The organism is Amycolatopsis sp. N2S4-7 (assembly GCF_058119595.1).
The window spans coordinates 4044244-4065844 of the sequence record NZ_CP172299.1; the positions used below are offsets into that span (position 1 = coordinate 4044244).

The 21601-nt window shown below is 71.9% G+C and carries 24 protein-coding genes and 2 pseudogenes; 9 read left to right on the plus strand and 17 right to left on the minus strand.

Going from position 1 to position 21601, the window contains the following annotated elements:
• Positions 1–197 precede the first annotated feature (197 nt).
• The 3 genes and pseudogenes from ACH54P_RS18865 to ACH54P_RS18875 all read right to left on the minus strand — a co-directional run bounded on the left by ACH54P_RS18865 (position 198) and on the right by ACH54P_RS18875 (position 2253).
• Positions 198–1159 (minus strand): annotated as a pseudogene (locus ACH54P_RS18865) (TIGR03619 family F420-dependent LLM class oxidoreductase).
• A 6-nt stretch (positions 1160–1165) separates the two neighbouring features.
• Complete coding sequence (locus ACH54P_RS18870) at positions 1166–1408, minus strand: zinc-binding dehydrogenase (protein WP_489914492.1); 243 nt, start codon at positions 1406–1408, stop codon at positions 1166–1168.
• Between the two features lie 392 nt (positions 1409–1800).
• Positions 1801–2253, minus strand: a complete 453-nt coding sequence (locus ACH54P_RS18875; protein WP_489914494.1) for an HD domain-containing protein — start codon at positions 2251–2253, stop codon at positions 1801–1803.
• Between ACH54P_RS18875 and ACH54P_RS18880 the strand changes: the two genes are divergently transcribed.
• Both ACH54P_RS18880 and ACH54P_RS18885 read left to right on the plus strand, forming a co-directional pair.
• Entirely contained in the window at positions 2245–2706 is a 462-nt protein-coding gene (locus ACH54P_RS18880; RefSeq protein ID WP_489914496.1) for an AraC family transcriptional regulator, read from the plus strand. The two genes, ACH54P_RS18875 and ACH54P_RS18880, sit on opposite strands and share 9 nt — an antisense overlap.
• A 53-nt stretch (positions 2707–2759) precedes the next feature.
• Positions 2760–2906: pseudogene (locus ACH54P_RS18885) on the plus strand (helix-turn-helix domain-containing protein); the annotation flags it as partial.
• A gap of 58 nt (positions 2907–2964) precedes the next feature.
• Here ACH54P_RS18885 and ACH54P_RS18890 read toward each other — a convergent pair.
• Positions 2965–3567, minus strand: coding sequence for a TetR/AcrR family transcriptional regulator (locus ACH54P_RS18890; RefSeq protein WP_489914498.1), 603 nt, complete (start codon positions 3565–3567; stop codon positions 2965–2967).
• A 56-nt stretch (positions 3568–3623) separates the two neighbouring features.
• Here ACH54P_RS18890 and ACH54P_RS18895 point away from each other — a divergent pair, with 56 nt between their 5' ends.
• From ACH54P_RS18895 to ACH54P_RS18915, 5 genes are all read left to right on the plus strand, one after another.
• The gene (locus ACH54P_RS18895) at positions 3624–4475 is read left to right on the plus strand and encodes an SDR family NAD(P)-dependent oxidoreductase (RefSeq protein ID WP_489914500.1); all 852 of its coding nucleotides are present in this window, start codon (positions 3624–3626) and stop codon (positions 4473–4475) included.
• 168 nt (positions 4476–4643) lie between these two features.
• Positions 4644–4841 carry a hypothetical protein gene (locus tag ACH54P_RS18900; RefSeq protein WP_489914502.1) on the plus strand — a complete coding sequence of 66 codons (198 nt, stop codon included), beginning with the start codon at positions 4644–4646 and terminating at the stop codon, positions 4839–4841.
• Positions 4842–4933: 92 nt separating this feature from the next.
• Positions 4934–5206 (plus strand): hypothetical protein, encoded by a 273-nt coding sequence (locus ACH54P_RS18905; protein WP_489914504.1) that lies wholly within the window; start codon positions 4934–4936, stop codon positions 5204–5206.
• 10 nt (positions 5207–5216) lie between these two features.
• On the plus strand, positions 5217–5339 hold the full coding sequence (locus ACH54P_RS18910) for a hypothetical protein (protein WP_489914506.1): 123 nt from the start codon (positions 5217–5219) through the stop codon (positions 5337–5339).
• A gap of 331 nt (positions 5340–5670) precedes the next feature.
• A complete protein-coding gene (locus tag ACH54P_RS18915) occupies positions 5671–6327 on the plus strand; it encodes a hypothetical protein (RefSeq protein ID WP_489914508.1) in 657 nt (218 codons plus the stop codon).
• Here the strand turns inward: ACH54P_RS18915 and ACH54P_RS18920 are convergent.
• From ACH54P_RS18920 to ACH54P_RS18945, 6 genes are all read right to left on the minus strand, one after another.
• On the minus strand, positions 6210–8558 hold the full coding sequence (locus ACH54P_RS18920) for a transketolase-like TK C-terminal-containing protein (protein ID WP_489914510.1): 2349 nt from the start codon (positions 8556–8558) through the stop codon (positions 6210–6212). The genes ACH54P_RS18915 and ACH54P_RS18920 overlap by 118 nt on opposite strands.
• A 107-nt stretch (positions 8559–8665) precedes the next feature.
• The gene (locus ACH54P_RS18925; protein WP_489914512.1) at positions 8666–9151 is read right to left on the minus strand and encodes an Lrp/AsnC family transcriptional regulator; all 486 of its coding nucleotides are present in this window, start codon (positions 9149–9151) and stop codon (positions 8666–8668) included.
• 12 nt (positions 9152–9163) lie between these two features.
• Positions 9164–10171 carry an ABC transporter substrate-binding protein gene (locus ACH54P_RS18930; protein ID WP_489914514.1) on the minus strand — a complete coding sequence of 336 codons (1008 nt, stop codon included), beginning with the start codon at positions 10169–10171 and terminating at the stop codon, positions 9164–9166.
• Positions 10161–10979, minus strand: coding sequence for an ABC transporter ATP-binding protein (locus ACH54P_RS18935; RefSeq protein WP_489914516.1), 819 nt, complete (start codon positions 10977–10979; stop codon positions 10161–10163). The genes ACH54P_RS18930 and ACH54P_RS18935 overlap by 11 nt, the downstream gene beginning before the upstream one ends.
• Before the next feature lie 10 nt (positions 10980–10989).
• The gene (locus tag ACH54P_RS18940) at positions 10990–12018 is read right to left on the minus strand and encodes a FecCD family ABC transporter permease (RefSeq protein ID WP_489914518.1); all 1029 of its coding nucleotides are present in this window, start codon (positions 12016–12018) and stop codon (positions 10990–10992) included.
• The gene (locus tag ACH54P_RS18945) at positions 12015–13022 is read right to left on the minus strand and encodes a FecCD family ABC transporter permease (RefSeq protein ID WP_489914520.1); all 1008 of its coding nucleotides are present in this window, start codon (positions 13020–13022) and stop codon (positions 12015–12017) included. Before ACH54P_RS18945 ends, ACH54P_RS18940 begins: the two co-directional genes overlap by 4 nt.
• 161 nt (positions 13023–13183) lie before the next feature.
• Between ACH54P_RS18945 and ACH54P_RS18950 the strand changes: the two genes are divergently transcribed.
• Positions 13184–13804 (plus strand): PadR family transcriptional regulator, encoded by a 621-nt coding sequence (locus tag ACH54P_RS18950; protein ID WP_489914522.1) that lies wholly within the window; start codon positions 13184–13186, stop codon positions 13802–13804.
• Here the strand turns inward: ACH54P_RS18950 and ACH54P_RS18955 are convergent.
• Positions 13744–14553 (minus strand): class I SAM-dependent methyltransferase, encoded by an 810-nt coding sequence (locus ACH54P_RS18955; RefSeq protein WP_489914524.1) that lies wholly within the window; start codon positions 14551–14553, stop codon positions 13744–13746. The genes ACH54P_RS18950 and ACH54P_RS18955 overlap by 61 nt on opposite strands.
• 112 nt (positions 14554–14665) lie before the next feature.
• On the opposite strand from ACH54P_RS18955, the gene ACH54P_RS18960 reads away from it, so the two are divergent.
• Positions 14666–15511, plus strand: coding sequence for a VOC family protein (locus ACH54P_RS18960; RefSeq protein WP_489914526.1), 846 nt, complete (start codon positions 14666–14668; stop codon positions 15509–15511).
• Here ACH54P_RS18960 and ACH54P_RS18965 read toward each other — a convergent pair.
• From ACH54P_RS18965 to rpsB, 6 genes are all read right to left on the minus strand, one after another.
• The gene (locus ACH54P_RS18965; protein ID WP_489914528.1) at positions 15499–16824 is read right to left on the minus strand and encodes an MFS transporter; all 1326 of its coding nucleotides are present in this window, start codon (positions 16822–16824) and stop codon (positions 15499–15501) included. The genes ACH54P_RS18960 and ACH54P_RS18965 overlap by 13 nt on opposite strands.
• Positions 16825–16904: 80 nt before the next feature.
• Positions 16905–18017 carry a phosphatidate cytidylyltransferase gene (locus tag ACH54P_RS18970; protein ID WP_489914530.1) on the minus strand — a complete coding sequence of 371 codons (1113 nt, stop codon included), beginning with the start codon at positions 18015–18017 and terminating at the stop codon, positions 16905–16907.
• A complete protein-coding gene (frr, locus tag ACH54P_RS18975; RefSeq protein WP_364570223.1) occupies positions 18017–18574 on the minus strand; it encodes a ribosome recycling factor in 558 nt (185 codons plus the stop codon). Before frr ends, ACH54P_RS18970 begins: the two co-directional genes overlap by 1 nt.
• A gap of 49 nt (positions 18575–18623) precedes the next feature.
• Positions 18624–19367 (minus strand): UMP kinase, encoded by a 744-nt coding sequence (pyrH, locus tag ACH54P_RS18980; RefSeq protein WP_003065595.1) that lies wholly within the window; start codon positions 19365–19367, stop codon positions 18624–18626.
• Positions 19368–19481: 114 nt separating this feature from the next.
• Positions 19482–20297 (minus strand): translation elongation factor Ts, encoded by an 816-nt coding sequence (gene tsf, locus ACH54P_RS18985; RefSeq protein WP_489916509.1) that lies wholly within the window; start codon positions 20295–20297, stop codon positions 19482–19484.
• A gap of 96 nt (positions 20298–20393) precedes the next feature.
• Positions 20394–21269 (minus strand): 30S ribosomal protein S2, encoded by an 876-nt coding sequence (gene rpsB / locus ACH54P_RS18990; RefSeq protein ID WP_364274107.1) that lies wholly within the window; start codon positions 21267–21269, stop codon positions 20394–20396.
• Between the last annotated feature and the right edge of the window lie 332 nt (positions 21270–21601).

The window sequence follows — 21601 nt, forward strand, 5'->3', positions numbered from 1 at the left end:
TGATGGAGCCGTTGGCCCGGGGTTTCCGGCCTGGCAGGCGTAGCCGTCGAGGAATTCGCAGACGCCGACCGCGCCGGTCAGCCACGCGCCCCAGCGGTGCGCCGAACGCCGGCCATTTTCGGTGCCGGCACTGTCCGACGGGCTCATCGACGCAGGCCTCACCCCGCTGACGCGCCGGACCGGGACGGCCGCCGTCCTCACGGCTCCAGGACGCCGAGGCGGCCGGCCGCCTCGATCACCTCGCCGAGCAACTCCAGCCATCCGCCCACGTCGGCGGCCGGCAAACCCTCGTCGAGCCCGAGGCCCTGGCCGCCGGCGAGGTACACCTGGGTGGCTCCGCTCTCGCGGGCCGTCACGAGGTCCTCGGCGACCTGCCGGGGCGATCCGCCGAGGAAGGGCCGGCCCGCGCCGATCGGCTCGCGGGTGAGCGGGGTCGGCCAGGGCACCTGGTTGACGACCGCGAGGTCCCGGGGGTCGCGGCCCGCCTCCCGGGCGGCGGCGTGGAACGCGGAGACGATGTCCCGCAGCTCCGCCGCCGAGGAGGTGATCGGGATGAGGCCGTCGGCGATCCGGGCGGCGCGCTTGACGGCGGCGGGCGCGTTCGCGGCCAGCAAGACCGGGATGTGGGCCTGGACCGGCTTGGGGTTCACCTCCGACGGCGCGATCCGGTAGAACCCGCCCTCGTGCCGGACCGGGTCCGGGCCCCACGCGGCCCGCATCGCCGTGATGAAGTCCTCCGTGCGGGCGCCCTTGCGGACCACCGGCACGTTCGCCGTCTCGAACTCCTGGTGCTGCCACCCTGTCCCAGGCCCGCGATGACCCGGCCGCCGCTCAGGCGATCCAAGGTGGCGAGCCGCCGGGCGAGCACCACGGGCACGTGCAGCGGCGCCACCAGGACCGCGGTGCCGAGCTTGATCCGCTCGGTCACGGCGGCGAGGTAGTCCAGCGTCGCCAGCGGCTCGTACGTCGAGGCGTAGAACTCCGGCACCGGCTGGGGTTCACCGCCGCTCCACAGCACGACCTTCTCGAGCGGGCGCAGCACGCGTTCGAACGTCCACAACGCGGCGTAGCCGAGCCGTTCGGCCTCCTGGGCGATCTCGACGATCGTCTCCGGGGAGGTCTGCGGCCCGGCGGTGGGCAGTGCGATTCCGAGTTCCATGGTTCCTCACAAAAGGGTGGTCGCGGCCCGGGTGATCGTCTTCCCGGGCGAGCGGTGGCGGGCGGTGAACGCGGCGGCCGCCTCGGCGAGTGGCACCACGTCGCCGACGAGGGGGCGCAGCCGCCCGGCCCGCACGCGCTCGGCGAGGTCGGCCAGCCGGGCGCGGTCGGGTTCGACGACGGAGAAGACGGCCCGCCCGTCCTTCGGCCGCGCGGTGGCCGGCCCGGCCGGTGGCGAGCACGCGGGCACCCGCCTCGCGGGCGAGCTGGACGGCGAGGGAGCCGACCCCGCCTGCGGCGCCGTGGACGAGGACAACCTGGCCGGCCGTGAGGTGGGCGTGGTCGAACAGCCCCTGCCACGCGGTCAGCCCGGAGATGGGCACCGCGGCCGCCACGGTGTGGTCGATGTCGGCCGCGAGTGGAGCGAGGTTGCGGGCCTCGGTGTCCGGTCTCGGCCCGCGCGATCGGTCCACGTGGTCGGCCAGTCGAGTTCTCCGGGCGTGCAGCCCGCGGCGTGCACGCGCACGACGACGTCGTTTTCCGCGGCGCGGGGGTACGGCAGTTCGGTCAGGGCGAGGCCGGCGGCACCCGCGTCCCGGTCCCGCACGGTGATCGCGCGCATGCTCGAGTCCGTCCGGGACATCAGCTCGGCCACGGCGAGCCGGTGATGCGCTCGACCGTCGTCGTGCGCCGGAAGCCGGGGACGAAGTGTTCGAGGTAGTCGGAGTTCACGGTGCCGTTCGTCGTGTCGGGCCGGTTTCTCAGGCCGTCGACGGTGACACGCAGGAAGTCGTCCTTGAAGTTTCCCCGTGGGTGGGTGGCGACGATCTCGTCCAGCTGGTCGCGGTCCAGCTCGTCCAGGCCGAAGCCGAGCACGTCGGTCAGGACACCGAGGTAGGTGGTCGCGATCTCCGGCGCCATCCGGCCGGGGATGCCCGGGGTGGTGTGCAGCGCGATCGCCGTCCAGACGGTCTCGGCGGCGGCCGCCGGGAAGCCGCGGTGCAGGAGGAACTCGCGAGCGTGGTCGGCGCCGTCGACCTCGAAGCGCTGTTCGGCGTCGGAGAAGGGAGTCAGCAGGCCGGCGTCGTGGAACATGGCGGCGACGTACAGCAGCTCCGGTACCCGCGCACGCGGGTTCCCGCCGACCTGGCGGACGCCGCGCGGACCCCGGCGGCGGTGGCCGGCCGGGTCGCGTCGATCTGCACGGGGGCGTTCGTCCTCGCCGCCGCGGGCCTGCTCGACGGCAAGCGCGCGACCACGCACTGGCAGGTGGCGCACGAGCTCGCCACCAGGTGCCCCACCTGCCGCGTCGAGCCCGACGCGATCTACGTCCGCGACGGCACCACCTACACCTCGGCAGGCGTGACGGCCGGGATCGACCTCGCGCTCGCCCTGGTCGAAGAGGACCAGGGGCCCGACCTGGCGCGCGACGTCGCCCGCGCCCTGGTGGTGTACATGCAGCGGGCGGGTGGCCAGTCGCAGTTTCCGCGCCGCTGCAAGGATCCCCGCCGCGCTCGCCGGCCCTGCGCACGATCACCGGCCTGGTGACGGCGAACCCGGGCGGGGACCATTCACCCGGCGAGCTCGCCAAGCACCTCAACGTGAGCACCCGGCACCTCACCCGGCTCTTCCACGACGAGCTGGCCACGACACCGGCCCGCTACGTCGAGAACATCCGGTTCGACCTGGCCAGGGCGCTGCTCGACCAGGGGCACACCGCGACGCAGGCCGCGGCCCTCGCCGGGTTCCCCGGCTACGAAAGCCTGCGCCGGGTCTTCGCCCGCAAGCTGTCGATCAGCCCCGCCGCTATCGGCGCCGGTTCGGCACGGCACGCCGCTGACCGGCCAGCACCACGTCGATCAACGATTCCGCGGTGGCCCGGAGCCGTTCCGGGTCCTCGTAGACGCGTTCCATCACGACGATGCCCCGGGTCATGGTGACCAGCACCCGCGCCGCGTCGGCCGCGGGGAGGGCGAGCCGGTCTTCTTCGGCCGACAGCCGGTCCCGGACGAGCTCTTCCAGACCGTCCAGGAGGCCCCGCAACGCGGCCTGGATCCGCTCGCCGTCGGCCCGGGAGTCGATCGCCGTCTTGGTCGTCAGGCACCCGCGATGCGGCTCACCGGTGGTCATGGACGTGATGGTGAAGCCGAAGAACTCCCGCAGGGCGCGGTCGACGTCGGGGTCGGCGAGCACGCGGGCCGCCTCGGCGAGGAAATCGCGGGCGTAGTCCTCGAACACCTGCAGGAACAGGGTTTCCTTGTCCTGGTAGGCGTTGTAGAGCGAGCCGCGCAGGACGCCGGAGGCGTTCGCGATGTCCTGAATGGACGTCGCGCCGTACCCCTTGGCCCAGAAGATGTCCCTCGCCAGCTCGAGGGTCCGCCGCTCGTCGAACTGCCGCTTGCCCGCCACGACCTCAGCGTACCCCATCTTTGACGGGGCGATCAAAGATCGGCTACGGTCCAACCATGACAGCTGTGTCAAAGATGAGTCTTCCCGCGCTCGACCTGCGGGAACGCCGCACCCTGATCACCGGAGCCGGCAGCGGCATCGGCCGCGCCCTGGCCCTGGAGCTGGCATCCCGGCGGGGCGTGCTGGCGCTCGCCGGACGCCGCGCCGAGCCGCTGGCCGAAACGGCGGCGCTGGTCGCCGAGCGCGGCGGCACCGCGCACCCGATCACCGCCGACCTCACCGCCGACGGAGCGCCGGACCGCGTGGTCGCGGAAGCGGTCGAGGCGCTCGGCGGCCTCGACGTCCTGATCAACAACGCGGGAAACGTCCGGGCGGCGGCACTCGAGGACATCGACGTGGCGGACATCCGCGCCATGGTCGACCTCAACCTGCTGGCCCCGATCCTCACCACGCGGGCGGCGCTGTCGCACCTGCGAGCAGCGGGCGCAGAGCACGGAAACGCGGCGCTGGTCGGGATTTCGTCGGCCGCGGGCCTGGTCGGCACGCCGTTCTACGCGACGTACGCGGCCACCAAGGCCGGTGTCATGCGCTTCGGCGAAGCCCTGCGGCGCGAACTGTACGGCAGCGGCATCCACGTGGCCTCGGTCTACCCCGGCCCGGTCGACACGCCGATGATGACGACAACGCGGGCGGGCGCGGATCTGGGGTACGGGCTGCGGCCCGTCGGCGAAGTGGTCGCGGAGATCGTGACCGGGCTCGAAGAACGCCGGATCGACATCAACACCCAGCACCCCGAACGCCGCAAGATGCAGGACCTCAACGCGCGCGACCCGCTGGCGGTCGACGCCGCCCTCGCCCCGAAGCTGGCCGAACTCCGAGCGGCGGTCAGCACCCACCGGAGCATCTGAACGGGTGCAGGCCCCGCCGGCACCCCGAGGGGGGTGACTGGTGAGGCTCCAGTGGGTGTCACCCGAGACGGTGCCATGGGCCGCCGATCCGTTCTGCCGCGCGGGTTCCGGGGCACTCCCCGGCGGTACGAGCAAACCGGAAACCGGCTCTAGGACAGGAGTATCGCCATGCGACGCATCACTGCCACGATCGGTGCCTTGGTGTTCACGACCGGAGTCCTCCTCGGGGCGACCGGAACGGCTTCCGCCCAGGCGGAATCCGCGCCGGGCGGGCGGTGCGTGGGCAGCTCGCTCGCGATGTGGGCCACCACGGCCCTGTGCGTCGTCGACCGCGAGTTCCCCCTCCTCATCACCCCGGCCGCCTGACCGCCGACGGCGACGCGGCCTTCGCAACTCGGCTCCGGCACCGTGGACGACCTGACCGTGGGCGGTACGCCGCCGCCCACGGGTGCCGCACGATGAGGCGATGGAGGTCCGGGCTGTCCCCTACCCCTTCGTTCTCGCGCGCCGCCGCGGCCGGGGCGGACGTGCCGCGCGGGCGTCCCGGCTTCGAACCGGCGGGCAACCTGCCGGCGATGGACCCGCCCGAGCACAACCGGATCCGGGCGCTGGTGGCCAAGGCGTTCACCGGCCGCCGGGTGGAGCTGCTCCAGCCCCGGATCCAGGAAATCGCCGACACGCTCCTCGACGGCATCAGCCCGTCCGTGGACTTCGCCTCGGCGGTGGCCTGAACTGCCTGTGGTGGTGATCAGCGAGCTGCTCGGCGTGCCGCCGGGCGAGCACCCGATGGTGCGCGAGTGCACCGAAACGCTGGTCGCCTCGGGCGGAACCGTGACACCCGCGGAAGGCCGGCGGGCGCCCTGAACACGCTGGTCGGGCAGCGCAGCGCCGGGCCGAGCCCGCCGACGACCTGCTGGCCGCGCTCGTCGCGGCCCGCGCGCGGTGGTGGTCACCGGAGCCGAACGCGACGTGGTGGTTGACCTCGTGGCCCTCCGCCGCCGATGGGATCAGCTCGGGACGGGCGACGAGCGCCGTCCACCGCCCGGGCCACGCTTGGGGGCGTCGAAGACGAGGGGGAGGGCAGTCATAACCTGACCGGTGTCCCACGAGCCACCCTGGCCGGGTGTACCCCAGGTCACCGGTGAAACCGGGAAGGCCGCCGGGGAGTCCAAGGCCTGACGAAAGAGGTGAGCCCGTGTCCTTCCGGCACATCGTCCTGGTCGCCGCGGTGGCCCTGAGCGCCGCCGCCTGCACCACGTCGACCGCGGGTCAGGCGCAACCCGTCCCGACCGTGACGAAGGCCGCCGGGCCGCAGGTCGTCGTCGGGACCATGCACTTCGCCCTGCCCGTCGGCGCGAAGTACACGAACAAGAGCCAGGACGGCCTGCTCGACGGCTGCGTCAGCGAAGGCACGATCGTCTGCGAAGCCCGGTTCCTGGACCTCCGCGAAGCGACTTCGGACCCCAACGCGCCCATCAACCTGCCGAGCGCGAAGCGGCCCTTCGGCTGGTACACCGGCACGGACGTCCCCACCTGCATCACCCCCGCCTCGCCGCCCGGGGACGGCGCCGAGGCGACCGGCAGCAACCTCGTCGAGTCCGGCTTCAAGCCGATCGGGCCGAAGACCGCCGAGTACGGCCACTGGCAGGTCACCTGCAAGGACGAGACCCAGAACAACGAGGTCCGCATGTGGTGGCTGCCGACGAGCAAGATCCTCGTCGTCCAGTACGGGGCTCACCCCGACTGGAACGCGAAGATGGACGCCCTGCTCGCCGGCGCCACCTTCGGCTGGGCCACGACGTCGAGGGCGGCCCGGATGATCGCGTCGGTGTCGATGCCGTGGTGGCGGTAGACGTCCTCCAGCGACCCGGACTGGCCGAAGCCCGTGACGCCCAGCGCGACCGACGGCACCCGGTTGACCCCGGCGAGGAACGCCAGCGTGTGCGGGTGGCCGTCGAGGACCGTGACCAGCGGCTTCGCCCGCGACGCCGGGAAGACCTGGTCGAGGATCCACGACTCGGCGCTCCCCCGGCCGGACCGGGCCTGAACTGCCTCGAACAGCAGGCCCGGGCTGGTGACGCAGACGACGTCGGCCTCGACGCCGACCTGGGCCAGCCGCTCGGCCGCCGCCAGGGTGTCCGGCACCAGCGCGCCCATCGCCGCCAGCGTGACTGCGGGTGAAGCGGCCCGCCGCAGCAGGTACGCGCCCGCGACGACCTGGCGGCGACGGCGTTCGCGGGCGGCGGGGTCCGCGGGCACCGCCGCGAGCGTCTGGTCGACCGGCCGGGTCGACAGCCGGAAGTACGACGACGTGCCGCCCGGCTTGCCGAGCCGGCCGAGCGCGGCGAGCAGCGTCCACTCGGTGTCGATCGCGAACGCCGGTTCGTAGCTGACGCAGCCGGGCTGCTCGATGCCGATCGACGGCGTGGTGATCGACTGGTGCGCGCCGCCTTCCGGGGCCAGCGTGACGCCGGACGGCGTGCCGATGAGGATCGACTGCCCGCCCGCGTAGATGCCGAACGACCACGGCTCGAGCGCGCGCTCGACGAACGGGTCGTACATCACGCCGATCGGCAGCAGCGGCTCGCCCCACCGGCTCCAGGTGGCACCGAGCTCGCCCAGCAACCCCACGAGGTTCGTCTCGGCGATGCCCAGTTCGACGTGCTGGCCGGTCGGCTTCTCGCGCCAGTGCATGATCGTCTCGGGGTCGTCCTCGAACCAGTCGCGGCGCTCGGTCGCCGACCAGACGCCGACCTTGTTGACCCAGCCGCCCAGGTTGGTCGTCGAGCTGACGTCGGGGCTGACCGTCACAACGCGCTTCGCCGCTTCAGGTGCTTCGCGCGTCAGGTCGAGCAGGACGCGTCCAAGCGCCGCCTGCGTCGTAGCGGTCCCGGACGGCGTACGCCCGATGTCGACGGGCAGGTCCACCGAAGGCAGCGAAGGAACGTCTTCACGGCGAAGGCGCGAAGCGACTTCAGCGCACAAGGCGGCTTCAGGCGATCCCTCGGCGAAGCCCTCCCACGGCGACGTGAGGTCCGTCCCCAGAGACGCCGCCAGCTCCTCCATCTGTGACACCGTCAGCAGCGACGAGTGGTTCTGCGGGTGCCCCTGCGTGGGCAGCCCGCGCCCCTTGACGGTGTAGCAGAAGATCACCGTCGGCCGGTCGTCCGAAATCGACGCGAAGACCTCGTCGAGCGAGCCGAGGTCGTGGCCGCCGAGGTTGCGGATGGCGGCCAGCAGCGTCTCGTCGTCCAGCGAAGCGACCAACGCAGCCAAGGCGGCATTGCCCGCGGGCAGCCGGTCCCGCACCTGCGCGGCGTCGCAGCGCAGCAGCCGCTGGTACTCGGGGTTCGGCATCCCGTCGATCCGCGCCCGCAGCTCGGCGCCGCCTGGCCGGGTGAACAGCTCCTCCAGCAGCCGGCCGTACTTCAGCGTCAGCACCTGCCAGCCGGCGGCGTCGAACATGCCCTGCAGCCGCCCGGCCGCGATGTTCGGGACGACGCGGTCGAGGGACTGGCGGTTGAGGTCGACGATCCAGACGATCTCGCCGAGTTCCGCGACGCCGGGGTCGAGAATGGCCTCCCAGATCGCGCCCTCGTCCAGCTCGGCGTCGCCGACCAGGGAGTACTGCCGTCCGGTGCCGGCGGAAGAGCCCCGGGTCGTCAGGTAGCGACGCGCCAGCGCACCCCAGATCGGGGCGGTCGCGCCGATGCCGACCGAGCCGGTCGAGTAGTCGACGGGGTCGGGGTCCTTGGCGCGGCTCGGGTAGCTCTGCAGGCCGCCGAACTCGCGCAGCGTCGGCAGGTAGGCCTCGTCGAGCTCGCCGAGCAGGTAGTTGATCGCGTGGAGCACCGGCGACGCGTGCGGCTTCACCGAGACGCGGTCCTCGGGCCGCAGGTGCCGGAACCACAGTGACGTCATGATCGAGACCAGTGACGCGCACGACGCCTGGTGCCCGCCGACCTTGAGCCCGGACGGGTTGGGCCGGACCCGGTTGGCCTGGTGCACGATCGCCGTGGCGAGCCACAGGACCCGCTGCTCGATCGCGGTGAGCGCCGGGGCGGTCACGGGGGCATGGGTCATCGTCGACACCTTTCGTGCAGGAAGCGCCCACCAGGACAGCACTGGTGAACGCATCGCACAACCGATGCCACCGGAAGTGAGCAGAATGCCCACCGGAACCGGACGGCTCAGGTCTCCGGGTGCGCAGAATGCACGCGCTCCAGCAGGGGCGTCAGCCGGTACGGGACGAGCTCGCGCATGACGAGCGAGATGTTCGTCCGCTCCACCCCGGGCGACGCGAGGATGTGCCCGGCGATCCGGTAGAGGTTGTCGGCGTCGACGGCGACGACCTGCACCATCAGGTCGCTCGCCCCGGTCAGGCCGCACACCTCGGTCACCTCGGGGATCGCCGCGAGGGCTTCGGCCACCTCGGCGAGGCGCCGCTGGTCGACCATCGCGTTGACGAAGGCCCGCAGCGGGTAGCCCAGCCGCGCGGGGTCGATGCGGCGTTCGAACGTCCCGAGCACGCCGCGCTGCTCCAGCCGCGCGAGCCGGGCCTGCACCGTGTTGCGGGACAGGCCCAGCCGCTCGGCCAGCGCGACCGCCGTGGACCGCGGGTCCTCCCCCAGCGCCTGCAGGAGGCGCGCGTCGATCTCGTCGATGGTTTCCGGCACGAGCCGATCTTCTCAGCCGAGATACTTCTTGAGGTCGTCGAGGACCTTCATCGCCCCGATCGGGCCGAGACCGAGGAACCACACCTCGTCGGCGACCGGGATCGCATGCTTCGCCTTGACCGCACCCAGCCCGGCCCACAGCCCGCTGCTCGTGACGGCCTTCTCGTCCGCGCTCGGACCCGCGCCGTAGCTGGAGTAGAAGATCCAGTCGGCGTCGGCCTCGTCGATGCGCTCCTTGGAGATCTGCGCCGCGAGCTCGTTGATGTTCTGGTTCGCCGGCCGCGCGATGCCGACGTCCTTGAGGACCACGCCGATGAACGACAGGTTGCCGTAGAGCCGGATGTTGCCGGAGAGGAACCGCAGCAGCGAGACCTTCGGTGCGCCCTTGATCCCGGCCTTCACCTCGTTCGCGCGCTTCTGGTAGTCGTTCAGCAGCCCGACGGCCTTCGTCTCGTCGCCGAGCGAGGCCCCCACCAGCAGCAGGTTCTCCTTCCACGGGAACCCTGGCCGGATGCTGAACACCGTCGGCGCGATCTTCGACAGCTGCGGGTAGAGGTCGTTGGCGCGCAGCTTGCTGCCGACGATCAGGTCCGGCGTCAGCGCCGCGATCGCCTCGAGGTTGAGGTTGTTGATGTCCCCGACCGTCGGGATGCCCTGGACGCGGTCGGCGAGGTACGACGGCACACCGCTCTGCCCGGCCGTCGTGGCCATGCCGACCGGCGTGACGCCGAGCGCGAGGACGTCGTCGAGCTCGCCGCTGTCGAGCACCACGACCCGCGTGGGCTTCTTGTCGAGCTTAGTCTTGCCCAGCGCGTGCGTGACGGTCCGCGGGAAGACGCCCGGTCCGACGTCCGCGCCGAGCTTCGCCGTCTCGCTGTCCGCGGTCGAGAACAGCCGGCCGCCGGTGGCGACGTCCTGGTCGCCGACGCCCGAACTGCTCGGCTTCGACGGCTGGCCGCAGGCGGCGAGGAGGGCGACCGACGCCAGCACGGCGATCGATCGAGTCCACTTAGGACGCATCGGGGGTTCCTTCTTCCGGAGGGGTGGCCCGCCGCCGGCCGATCGGGACGACCATGGGCGTGGCGGAGACCGGGTCGGCGATGATCCGGCAGGGCATGCCGAAGACGTCGGCGACGAGGTCGGCGGTGAGGATGTCGGCGGGCGCGCCCTCGGCGGCGATCCGGCCGTCCTTCATCGCGATCAGGTGGTCGCCGTAGCGGGCGGCCAGGTTGAGGTCGTGCAGGACGATGACGATCGTCCGGCCGTCCTCGGCGTTCAGCTCGGCGAGCAGGTCGAGGACCTCGACCTGGTGGGCGATGTCGAGGAACGTCGTGGGCTCGTCGAGCAGCAGCAACGGCGTCCGCTGCGCCAGCGCCATGGCGATCCAGACGCGCTGGCGCTGCCCGCCGGACAGCTCGTCGACCGGGCGCTGCGCCAGCTCGACGGTGTCGGTCGCGAGCATCGCGCGGGCCACGGCTTCGTCGTCTTCGGCGCTCCAGCGGCGGAACATCCCCTGGTGCGGGTAGCGGCCGCGGCCGACGAGGTCGGCGACGGTGATGCCGTCGGGCGCGGTCGGCGACTGCGGCAGCAGGCCGAGGACGGTGGCGACGTCCTTGCTGCGCAACGACGTGATGGCCTTGCCGTCGAGGTAGACCGCGCCCGCCGTCGGGGTCAGCAGGCGCGCCAGGCCCCGCAGGAGCGTCGACTTCCCGCAGGCGTTGGTCCCGACGATCATCGTGATCTTGCCTTCGGGGATGCGCACGGAGAGGTCCTTGACCACGCGCAGCGGCCCGTAGCCGAGGTCGAGGTTTTCGGTGTGCAGGGTCACGGCGTTCCTCTCACATGCGCCCGGCGCGGTTGGCGGTGGCCAGGAGCCACAGCAGGTACGGGGCGCCGACGGCGCCGGTGACGACGCCGACCGGCAGCTGCGCGCCGAGCAGGTGCTGGGCGGCGAAGTCGCCCAGCAGCACCACGAGCGCGCCGGTCAGGGCGGCGGGGACGAGTCCCGCGCGGGCGCCGCCGACCAGCCGGGTCGCGATCGGGTTGGCGACGAACGCGACGAACGCGACGGGCCCCGCGGCCGCCGTCGCGAAGGCGGCGAGCGCGACGGCGACCAGCAGCAGGGTCAGCCGGCTGCGTTCGACGCGCAGGCCGAGCCCGGCCGCGGTGTCGTCGCCCAGCTGCAACCCGGTGAGCGCGCGGCTCTGCAGCAGGGCCGCCGGCAGCAGGACGGCGAGGGCGGCGGCGAGCGGGAGCGCGTGGTCCCAGCCGCGGCCGTTGAGGTTGCCGGTCAGCCACACCAGCGCCTGCTGCGCGAGGGTGACGTCGGCCCAGGTCATCAGGTACGAGACGACGCTGGTCAGGACCGCGCCGACCCCGACGCCGACGAGGACGAGCCGGTAGCCGTGGACGCCGCCGCGGCGGGCGAGCAGGTAGATCGTGGCGCCGGTGAGGACCGCGCCGGCCAGCGCCGCGGCCGAGACCACCGGGCCGGCGGCGCCGAAGAGCACGATCGCGACGACCGCCGCCGCGCTCGCGCCCTGGGTCACGCCGATGACGTCCGGGCTGGCCAGGGGGTTGCGCAGCAGGCGCTGGAAGAGCGCCCCGGACGTCCCGAAGGCGACGCCGACGAGGACGCCGGTGACCGCGCGCGGCAGGCGGAGTTCCGTGACGACGTAGGCCGCGCGGCCGACGCCGTCGCCGCCGAAGAGGAGGCCGGGCAGGTCGCCGAGCGGAACGGGAAAGTCGCCCACCGCCAGGGAAACCGCGAAGACGACGACGATCGCCAGGACCAGCAGGAGCGACACCGCGCGGGCCCGCACGGCACCCCGGCGACGCGCGGCGGCGACCACCTCCACAGCGTTCACACCGCCACGACCTTCCGGCGGCGCACCAGGAAGACGAACACGGGCGCACCGACGAGCGCGGTGATGATCCCGACCTGCACCTCGGCCGGGCGCGCGACCACGCGGCCGACGACGTCGGACACGAGCAGGAGCAGCGGCGCCATCAACGCGGAGTACGGGAGGAGCCAGCGGTGGTCGGGTCCGGTGAGCAGCCGCGCCGCGTGCGGGACCGTCAATCCGACGAACGCGATCGGCCCGGCGATCGCCGTCGCCGACCCGCAGAGGACGACGACGGCGAGCGCGCACACCAGCCGCGCCACCGGCACGTTCTGGCCGAGCGAGCGGGCGACGTCTTCGCCGAGGGCGAGCGCGTTGAGCTGCCGGGCGGCGACGAGCGCGAGCACGACGCCGGCCAGCACGAACGGCACGGCCTGGGTGATCGTCGCCGCGTCCCGGCCGGTCAGCGAGCCGACCTGCCAGAACCGGTACTGGTCGAACGTCGTGGCGTCGGTGAGCAGCAGCGCGCTCGTCACCGAAGCCAGTGCCGCCGTCACCGCGGCGCCGGCCAGCGCGAGCTTCACCGGTGTCGCGCCGGCCCGGCCGAGCGAGCTGACGCCGTAGACGACCGCCCCGGCCGCCGCGGCGCCCGCGAAGCCGAACCAGACGTAGCCGCCGACGCTGGTGATGCCGAACGTGCCGATGCCGAGGACGACGAAGAGGGCCGCGCCCGCGTTGACGCCGAGGAGGCCGGGATCGGCCAGGGGATTGCGCGTCGCCCCTTGGATGACGGCCCCGGACAGGCCCAGCGCGACGCCGGCGAGCACGCCGGCGAGGGTGCGCGGGAGCCGGAGTTCGCGGACCACGAGGTGGTCGGGGTTGCCTGGCTCGAAGCGGACGAGCGCGTCCAGCACGGTGCCCGGGCTCAGGCCGCGGGTGCCGACGGCGATGCTGAGCAGCACGGCGGCCACGACGGCCGCCGCGAGGACCAGCAGCCCGGCCGTGAGCGGGAGCGAGCGGGTCCGCACAGGAAGTTACCTTTGCTAACAGGTGTTTAGGCTTGCCTACCCTAGGCGGCGGAACTTGAGCTCTCAAGTTGCGTGAGCGGCATCACCGGCAGCGGGTTGCCAGGCGACTGTTTCCGATATATCGTGAACGTGTCGCAACAGTTCGAGAAAGGAACACAGACATGCGTAGGCAACGACACCCCTTCGCCCACGAGCGTGGGCGCGCACCTTTCGGCCCCTTCGGTGGTTTCGGCGAGTTCCCCCCGGGCTTCGGCCCCGGTGGACGCGGTCGCGGCCACGGACCGGGCAGGCGGGGTCACGGCGGACGGCGCAGCCGCCGCGGTGACGTCCGCGCCGCGATCCTGGCGCTGCTCGCCGAGCAGCCCCGGCACGGCTACGAGATCATCCGCGAGATCGGCGAGCGCTCCGGCGGCTTCTGGCGGCCGAGCCCCGGCTCGGTCTACCCGACACTGCAGCTGCTGGCCGACGAAGGCCTGGTCATCAGCAAGGACGAGCACGGCAAGAAGCTCTTCGAGCTGACCGACGCCGGCCGCGCCGCCGCGGAAGCGCAGGACAGCACCCCGCCGTGGGAGCAGATCGCGCAGGACGTCGACCCCGGTGAGATCGGGCTCGCCAAGGCGGGCAAGAACCTGGCCGCCGCCGTCGTGCAGATCATGCGCGCGGGCACCGAGAGCCAGCAGGCCCGCGCGGCCGAGGTCCTCAACGACGCCCGGCGCTCGCTCTACGGCATCCTCGGCGAGGACGAAGACGAATCCTCGGCTCCGGAAGAAGCAGCCGAGTGACCTGGCAGGACGAGGCCGGTGGGCTTGACCCGCGTGTGCACGCGGTAGCCCACCGGCAGCGTCAGGTCCCGCGCGCGATTCCCGTTACGCTGCAAGGACTCCGCGATCGCCTGTTCGGCCACGGGCTTGCTGAACTCGATCTTCAGCACCGCTTCGAGGTCCGCGGCGGTCGCGAAGCGCCACTCGGTGGCGACCCGGCGGCAGCCGAACCCGGCCCTGGCGAAGAACCGTTCGACGGCGGCCGGGTCGTAGTGCGGTAGGTCGGCGCGCATCCAGCCGCCGTAGGGCTCGCTGGTCACGTCGAGGTCGACGATGAGGATCGCCCCGCCCGGCCGCAGCACCCGCTCGGCCTCCGCCAGCCCGGGCTCGCAGCCGGGCCCGAAGAAGTACGCCGTGCGCGCGTGGACGACGTCGACGCTCGCGGTGCGGACCGGCAACCGCTGGGCCCGGCCCAGCTTGACGTCCGCGTTCGGCAGTCCGCTCACCCGCTTCAGCGCGCTTCGCACCAGCGGCTCGTGCGGCTCCACCCCGAGCACCGATCGCGCGTCGCGGGCGAATCGCGGCAGGTGGAAGCCGTCGCCGCAGCCGACGTCCAGCACGTCACGGCCGGTCCAGTCGCACTCCTCGCGCAACACGCGCCAGATCTCGCCGGCGCTGTCCTGCGCGCGGTTCTCCAGCTCGTAATCGGCCTGGTAGTACCAGATGTTCGGGCTCGGCACGACCTCCGTGCGCCGCGACGACCACCGCACCCGCTGCTCCTTCCGGGGCCTGTCGGCCGGGAGTGATTCTCCGGCGTCGAAATCTTGGCGGAAAACTCACGGATCACGCCTAGAATTCGGTGGGTCTCGGGAGGAGCACTTCATGGCATTCGGCCCGTCCAGTACCCCGTCCCCGGTCCCGGCCGGAATTCCGTGCTGGATCGAGCTGGCCTGCCGCGAGCAGGCCATCGCGGAGAGATTCTACGGTGCCCTCTTCGGCTGGACGTACACCACTCAACGGGATCCGGCGACGTCCGACGGCCGCTACGCCATCGCGACGCTCAACAACCTGCCGGTCGGCGGGCTCTACCGCGCCGCACAGGGCGCGCCGCTGGGCTGGATGCCGCACCTGTCGGTGCCGCACACCGCCAGCGCGGCCGAATGGGTGGAGCACCTCGGCGGGCGGATCACCCTCGGCCCGGCGCCGATCCCGGAGCGCGGCACGATCCTGCACGCCTTCGACGCGTGCGGCGCGCCGGTGGTGTTCTGGGAGGTACCGCCGGACTGGGAGTTCGTCACCGGGATCCCCAACACGTTCAGCGGCGCGGACCTCAACACCCACGACGGCGTCGCGGCGGACCACTTCTACACCAAGCTGTTCACCTACGGCAGCCACCAGATCGGCGACGGCGAATCCCTCGACTACGTCGAATGGCTCATCGAGCACGAGCCGGTGCTGTACCGGTACGTGATGGGGTCGGAGTACAGCCTCGACACCCCGCCGCACTGGCTCGTCTACTTCGACATCGATCCGGCGCGCGGCGTCGACGCGGTCGCCGGTGAGGCGCTCATGCACGGCGGCACCGTCGTGATCCAGCCGTACGACACCCCGTTCGGCCGGATGTCGATCCTCGCCGACCCGGAAGGCGCCGTCTTCGCGGTGATCGACCACTCGCGCGTCACCGAGGGCTGGGGCCGCGCCGAGGTCGACGACCCCTACGACGACTGACGCGTCAGCAGCACCAACCCGGCGACGAGCGCGTACGCGGCCGCGACCAGCCACATCCCGGCGGCCGGGAGCAGCGCGCCCACGAGCGCGACCCCGATCGCGCCGCCGGTCTGGCGCGACGCGTTGAGCACGCCGGCGGCCAGCCCGGCCTTGCCCGGCAAGGAGTTCATCGCCAGCGACGTCATCGCGGGCATCGCCAGCGAGCAGCCGCCGAAGACGACCGAGGCCACGACGAACGGCACGAGCGCGCGGTCCGCGGGCAGCAGCGCGAAGCCGGCCGAGCCGGCGAGCCCGGCCAGCGCGCCCACGGCCATCGGCACGCGCGGGCCGAAGCGCCCGGTGAGGCGGCCGCTGAAGAACGCGTTGAGCGCGACCACCGTCGTCAGCGGCACCAGCGCGAGCCCGGCGGCGAGCGCGCCGAGCGTCCAGACGCGTTGGAGGTACAGCGCGAGGCTGAAGAGCGTGCCGTAGAGGCAGAAGTTGAACAGGCCGCCGATCCCGGTCGCCACCGCGAAGTTCCTGATCTTGAGGACGGCGAGGGGCAGCACGGGCTCGGGGACGCGCCGCTCGACCGCCACGAACACGCCGCCCGCAACCACTCCCCCGGCGAGCAGGGCCAGGGTCGAGGGCGCGGCCCAGCCGGCGTGCCCCGACTCGATGAACCCGGCGACGAACCCCGCCAGCGACGCCGTGCCGAAGACCTGCCCGGCGAGGTCGAGCCGGGTCGAGGCGTGGCGCGGCGGTTCCGTGACCGCGCGGCGCGTCAGGACGATGGCGACGATCCCGACCGGGACGTTGACCGCGAAGACCAGCCGCCAGTCGGCGAGGCCGACCGCGAGCCCGCCGAGCACGGGCCCGGCGGCGAGCCCGGCGCCGCTCATCCCGCCCCACACGCCGAGGGCACGGGCCCGCTCGCGTGCGTCCGGGAACTGGTGGACGATCAGGGCGAGCGACGACGGCAGCAGCGCGGCGGCCCCGGCACCCTGCACCGCCCGTGCCGCGATCAGCCACGGCACGTCTCCCGCGAGCGCGCAGCCGATGCTGGCGATCACGAAGACGGCGACACCCGCTTCGAAGACGCGGCGCGACCCCCACCGGTCGCCGGCGGCGCCCCAGGTGAGCAGGAACGCGGCGAGGGTGACGGTGTAAGCGTCGACGACCCACTGGAGCGCAGCCGTCGAGGATTCGCCGAGGTCGTCGCCGATCGCGGGGAGCGCCAGGTTCACGATGGTCGCGTCGAGCGTGATCATCAGGAAGCCCAGGCACACGGCGGTGAGGGCGAGCTTCGCCGGGGCGCGGGGTTCGGTGAGCATGCCCCGAGTGAAACCCACGGACGCTTCGGCGGTCCACGAACCGTTGCCTACCGCTGGTAGGCGAGGGCTCCCACCGCAGGTCAGCCGACGGGCACGAACGCCGAGAGCAGCAGCCAGGACACCACGGCCGAGGGCAGCAGCGAGTCGAGGCGGTCCATGATCCCGCCGTGCCCGGGCAGGAGCGTGCCCATGTCCTTGACGCCGAGGTCGCGCTTGATCAGCGACTCGACGAGGTCGCCCAGGGTCGCGGTCAGGACGATCGCGACGCCGAAGATGACGCCCTGCCAGACGTGGCCGTCGAGCAGCAGGCTCAGCGTCAGCGCCCCGGCGACGACGCCACCGACCAGCGAACCCCCGAAGCCTTCCCAGGTCTTCTTCGGGCTGATGGTGGGCGCCATCGGGTGCTTGCCGCCGAGCACGCCGGCGATGTACCCGCCGGTGTCGGAGGCGACGACGCCGATCAGGAAGGTGAGGACGCGCCCGACGCCGTCCGACGGCGGCACGAGCATCGCCGCGAAGGCGCCGAACAGCGGCAGGTAGGCGGCGGCGAACACCGACGCGCTGATGTCGCGCAGGTAGCCCTTCGCGCCGCCGGGCAGCCGCCACAGCAGGCAGGCGAGGACGGTGAGGACGAACGCGGTGAGCGCGCCTTCCCGGCCGAACGGCCAGGCGAGCCAGATCATCGCCTGCCCGCCGACGAGCACCGGGATCATCGCGACCCGCGTGTCGGCGACCCGGCGCAGCACCCCGGCGAACTCGAAGGTGCCGACCGCGATCGCGACCGCGATGATCCCGATGAACAGGAAGCGCACGGTGAGCAGGGAAACGATGATCGCGGCGCCGAGCAGCAGGGCAACCCCGATGGCGGCGGGCAGGTTGCGGCCGGCCTTGGAGGCCTTCTTGGCCTCCGGGGTGGCGGTCTCGGGAGTCGCGGGTTCCCGGGTCGGCGTCTCGGCCGCGGTGGTTCCAGCGGCCGACAACCGGCTCGTCTCACCGGTTTCCGAGGTCGGCGTCTCGGCCGCGGCGGTTCCGGCGGCCGACAACCGGCTCGCTTCACCGGTTCCCGCAGCCAGCGGGCCGGTCGGCGTCTCCGCCGCCCGGCCCGTTTCCGAGGTCGCCGGAGCCCCGGCGTCGGCCGGTTGCTCTCCGGTGGCGTCCACCCGGTCCTCGCGTTCCTCGCTCACCTGTGCCATCAGACCTCGAGCAGCTCGGCTTCCTTGTGCTTGACCAGCTCGTCGACCTTGTGCGAGTACGTGTCCGTGAGGTTCTGCAGTTCCTTCTCCGCGCGCACGACCTCGTCCTCGCCCGCTTCGCCGTCCTTGCCGATGCGGTCGAGCTCTTCCTTGGCCTTGCGGCGGATGCTGCGGATGGTCACCCGCGCGTCCTCGCCCTTGCTCTTGGCGACCTTGACCATCTCCTTGCGCCGCTCTTCGGTGAGCTGCGGGATGACGATCCGGATGACCTGGCCGTCGTTGCTCGGGTTGACCCCGAGGTCGGACTCGCGGATGGCCTTCTCGATGGCACCGAGCTGGGTCTGGTCGTAGGGCTTGATCAGCGCCATCCGGGCTTCCGGCACGTTCACGCTGGCCAGCTGGTTCAGCGGGGTCGGCGCACCGTAGTACTCGACCACGATGCGCGAGAACATCGACGAAGTCGCCCGGCCGGTGCGCACCGAGGTCAGGTCGTCCTTGGCGACGGCCACCGCTTTTTCCATCTTCTCCTCGGCGTCGAGGAGGGTCTCGTCGATCACGGCTACTCCCGGTGTTGTGATGGTGTGGCGCTTGCTGATCCCAGCAGGTCTAGGCCGGTACCCCGTCGGCGGGGGTGCTGACCAACGTGCCGATTCTTTCACCACTCACCGCGCGGGCGATGTTCCCCTCGGTGAGCAGGTTGAACACGATGATCGGCATGTTGTTGTCCATGCAGAGGCTGAACGCCGTCGCGTCGGCGACCTTGAGGTCGCGCTCCAGCACCTCGCGGTGGGTGATCTCGCGGAACATCTCGGCGGTGGGGTCGGCCTTCGGGTCCGCGGTGTAGACGCCGTCGACGGCCTTCGCCATGAGCACGGCTTCGCAGCCCAGCTCGAGCGCCCGCTGCGCGGCCGCGGTGTCGGTGGAGAAGTACGGCATGCCGACCCCGGCGCCGAAGATCACGACGCGGCCCTTTTCCAGGTGCCGCTCGGCGCGGCGCGGGATGTAGGGCTCGGCGACCTGGCCCATCGTGATGGCGGTCTGCACGCGGGTGGGCAGGCCCTCCTTCTCCAGGAAGTCCTGCAGCGCCAGGCAGTTCATCACGGTACCCAGCATCGCCATGTAGTCGGCGCGGTCGCGGTCCATGCCGCGCTGCGACAGCTCCGCGCCGCGGAAGTAGTTGCCGCCGCCGATCACGACCGCGACCTGGACTCCGGTGCGCGCGACGTCGGCGATCTGCTGCGCGACCGAGTGGACGACATCCGGATCGACGCCGATCGAACCACCGCCGAACATTTCGCCGCCCAGTTTCAGCAGCACCCGCCGGTAGCCACCCTCGACCCGGTCACCCATCTATGTCGCCTCCTACGCCCCTCGACCGTGCAATTGTTCTTTTAGATTCGACAGTGCCCCGTCCCCGATGGACGGAGACGGGGCACTGGGTGAAACCTACGCCCGGACCTGGCCTCAGGCCTGGCCGACCTCGAAACGGGCGAACTTGGTCAGCGTGACGCCGGCCGCGTCGAGCAGAGCCTTGACGGTCTTCTTGTTGTCCTTGACGGACGGCTGCTCGAGCAGGACGTTGTCCTTGTAGTAGGCGTTGACCTTGCCCTCGATGATCTTCGGCAGAGCCTGCTCCGGCTTGCCTTCCTCGCGGGCGGTCTGCTCGGCGATGCGGCGCTCGTTCTCGACGATCTCGGCCGGCACCTCCTCGCGGGTCAGGTACTTCGCGCGCAGCGCGGCGACCTGCATGGCGGCACCGCGGGCGGCGTCGACGTCGTCACCGGTGAACTCGACGAGCACACCGACGGCCGGCGGCAGGTCGGAGCCGCGGCGGTGCAGGTAGGTCGCGGTCTGGCCCTCGAAGGCCACGACGCGGCGCAGCTCGAGCTTCTCGCCGATGCGGGCCGACAGCTCCTGGACGACCTCGTTGACGGTCTTGCCGTCGAGCTCGGCGGCCTTGAGCGCCTCGACGTCGTTCGTCTTGACGGTCTTCGCGACCTCGACGATCTTCGCGGCGAGCTCCTGGAAGTCCGCGTTCTTCGCGACGAAGTCGGTCTCGGAGTCGAGCTCGATCAGGACACCGCCTTCGCCGGTGACCAGGCCCTCGGCGGTGGCGCGCTCGGCGCGCTTGCCGACGTCCTTGGCGCCCTTGATGCGGAGGAACTCGACGGCCTTCTCGAAGTCGCCGTCGTTCTCCTCGAGCGCCTTCTTGCAGTCCATCATGCCGGCGCCGGTCATCTCGCGCAGGCGCTTCACGTCAGCGGCGGTGTAGTTCGCCATTGTGGTGGATCCGTCCATTTCAGGTACGTAAGTTTTTGGCTGGTGCTGCACCCGTGCGGCCGGCCACGGTGGGTCGGCCGCACGGGCGGTGGAGCATCAGGAGGAGGCGGTCGCCTGCTCGGTGGCGGCCTCGGCCGGGGCCGCCTCGACGGCAGCGGCGGCTTCGGTCGCGTCGGCGGCGGCGGTCTCGGAGCCGGCGAGCAGCTCCTTCTCCCACTCGGCCAGCGGCTCGTCCGCGGCGACGCCCGGCTCCGGCTTCGTGTCGGCCGAAGCACCGTTGCGGCTGGAGCGGGCCATCAGACCGGCGGCCGCGGCCTCGGCGACGACCTTGGTCAGCAGCGCGGCGGAGCGGATCGCGTCGTCGTTGCCCGGGATCGGGTAGTCGACCTCGTCCGGGTCGCAGTTGGTGTCCAGGATCGCGACGACCGGGATGTTCAGCTTCCGAGCCTCGCCGACGGCGATGTGCTCCTTCTTGGTGTCGACGATCCACACGATGCTCGGCACCTTGGCCATGTCGCGGATACCGCCGAGGGTCTTCTCGAGCTTGTCCTTCTCGCGGGTCAGCGTCAGGATCTCGCGCTTGGTGAGGCCCTCGAAGCCGCCGGTCTGCTCCCGCGACTCGAGCTCCTTCAGGCGGAGGAGGCGCTTGTGCACGGTCTGGAAGTTGGTCAGCATGCCGCCGAGCCAGCGCTGGTTCACGTAGGGCATGCCCACGCGCGAGGCTTCGGCCGCGATGGCTTCCTGAGCCTGCTTCTTGGTACCGACGAACATGATCGTGCCACCGTGCGCGACGGTTTCCTTGATGAACTCGTACGCACGGTCGATGTAGGTCAGCGTCTGCTGCAGGTCGATGATGTAGATGCCGTTGCGCTCGGTGAAGATGTAGCGCTTCATCTTCGGGTTCCAGCGGCGGGTCTGGTGCCCGAAGTGCACGCCGCTGTCGAGCAGCTGCTTCATGGTGACGACGGCCATTGCCGGAATCACACCTCTTCTGTGTCGTGCGCGCCCGCGGTGGTTCGCCGCTGACGCGCTGCTCGGTTTTGTCGCTCGCGGCCGGGTGGCCGCTCGCCCTGGTGCCCGTGGCGGTGTCCGGACCCTGCGGCGTGAGACCCCAGGGACCGCCGGACACCGTGCGACCCGCCCGGCCGGTGTTCACAGCCGGGGAACGCGCACGTGCACGCGAAGTCAGCCCGCTGACGCGGACCGCGGAAAAGATTCTACTCCCTGCCACCAGCCCCTCCCCCACCGGCGGCCGAGTTGTCCACATCGCCTCCGGTTGTCCACAGATTCACCGGCAAGCCCCC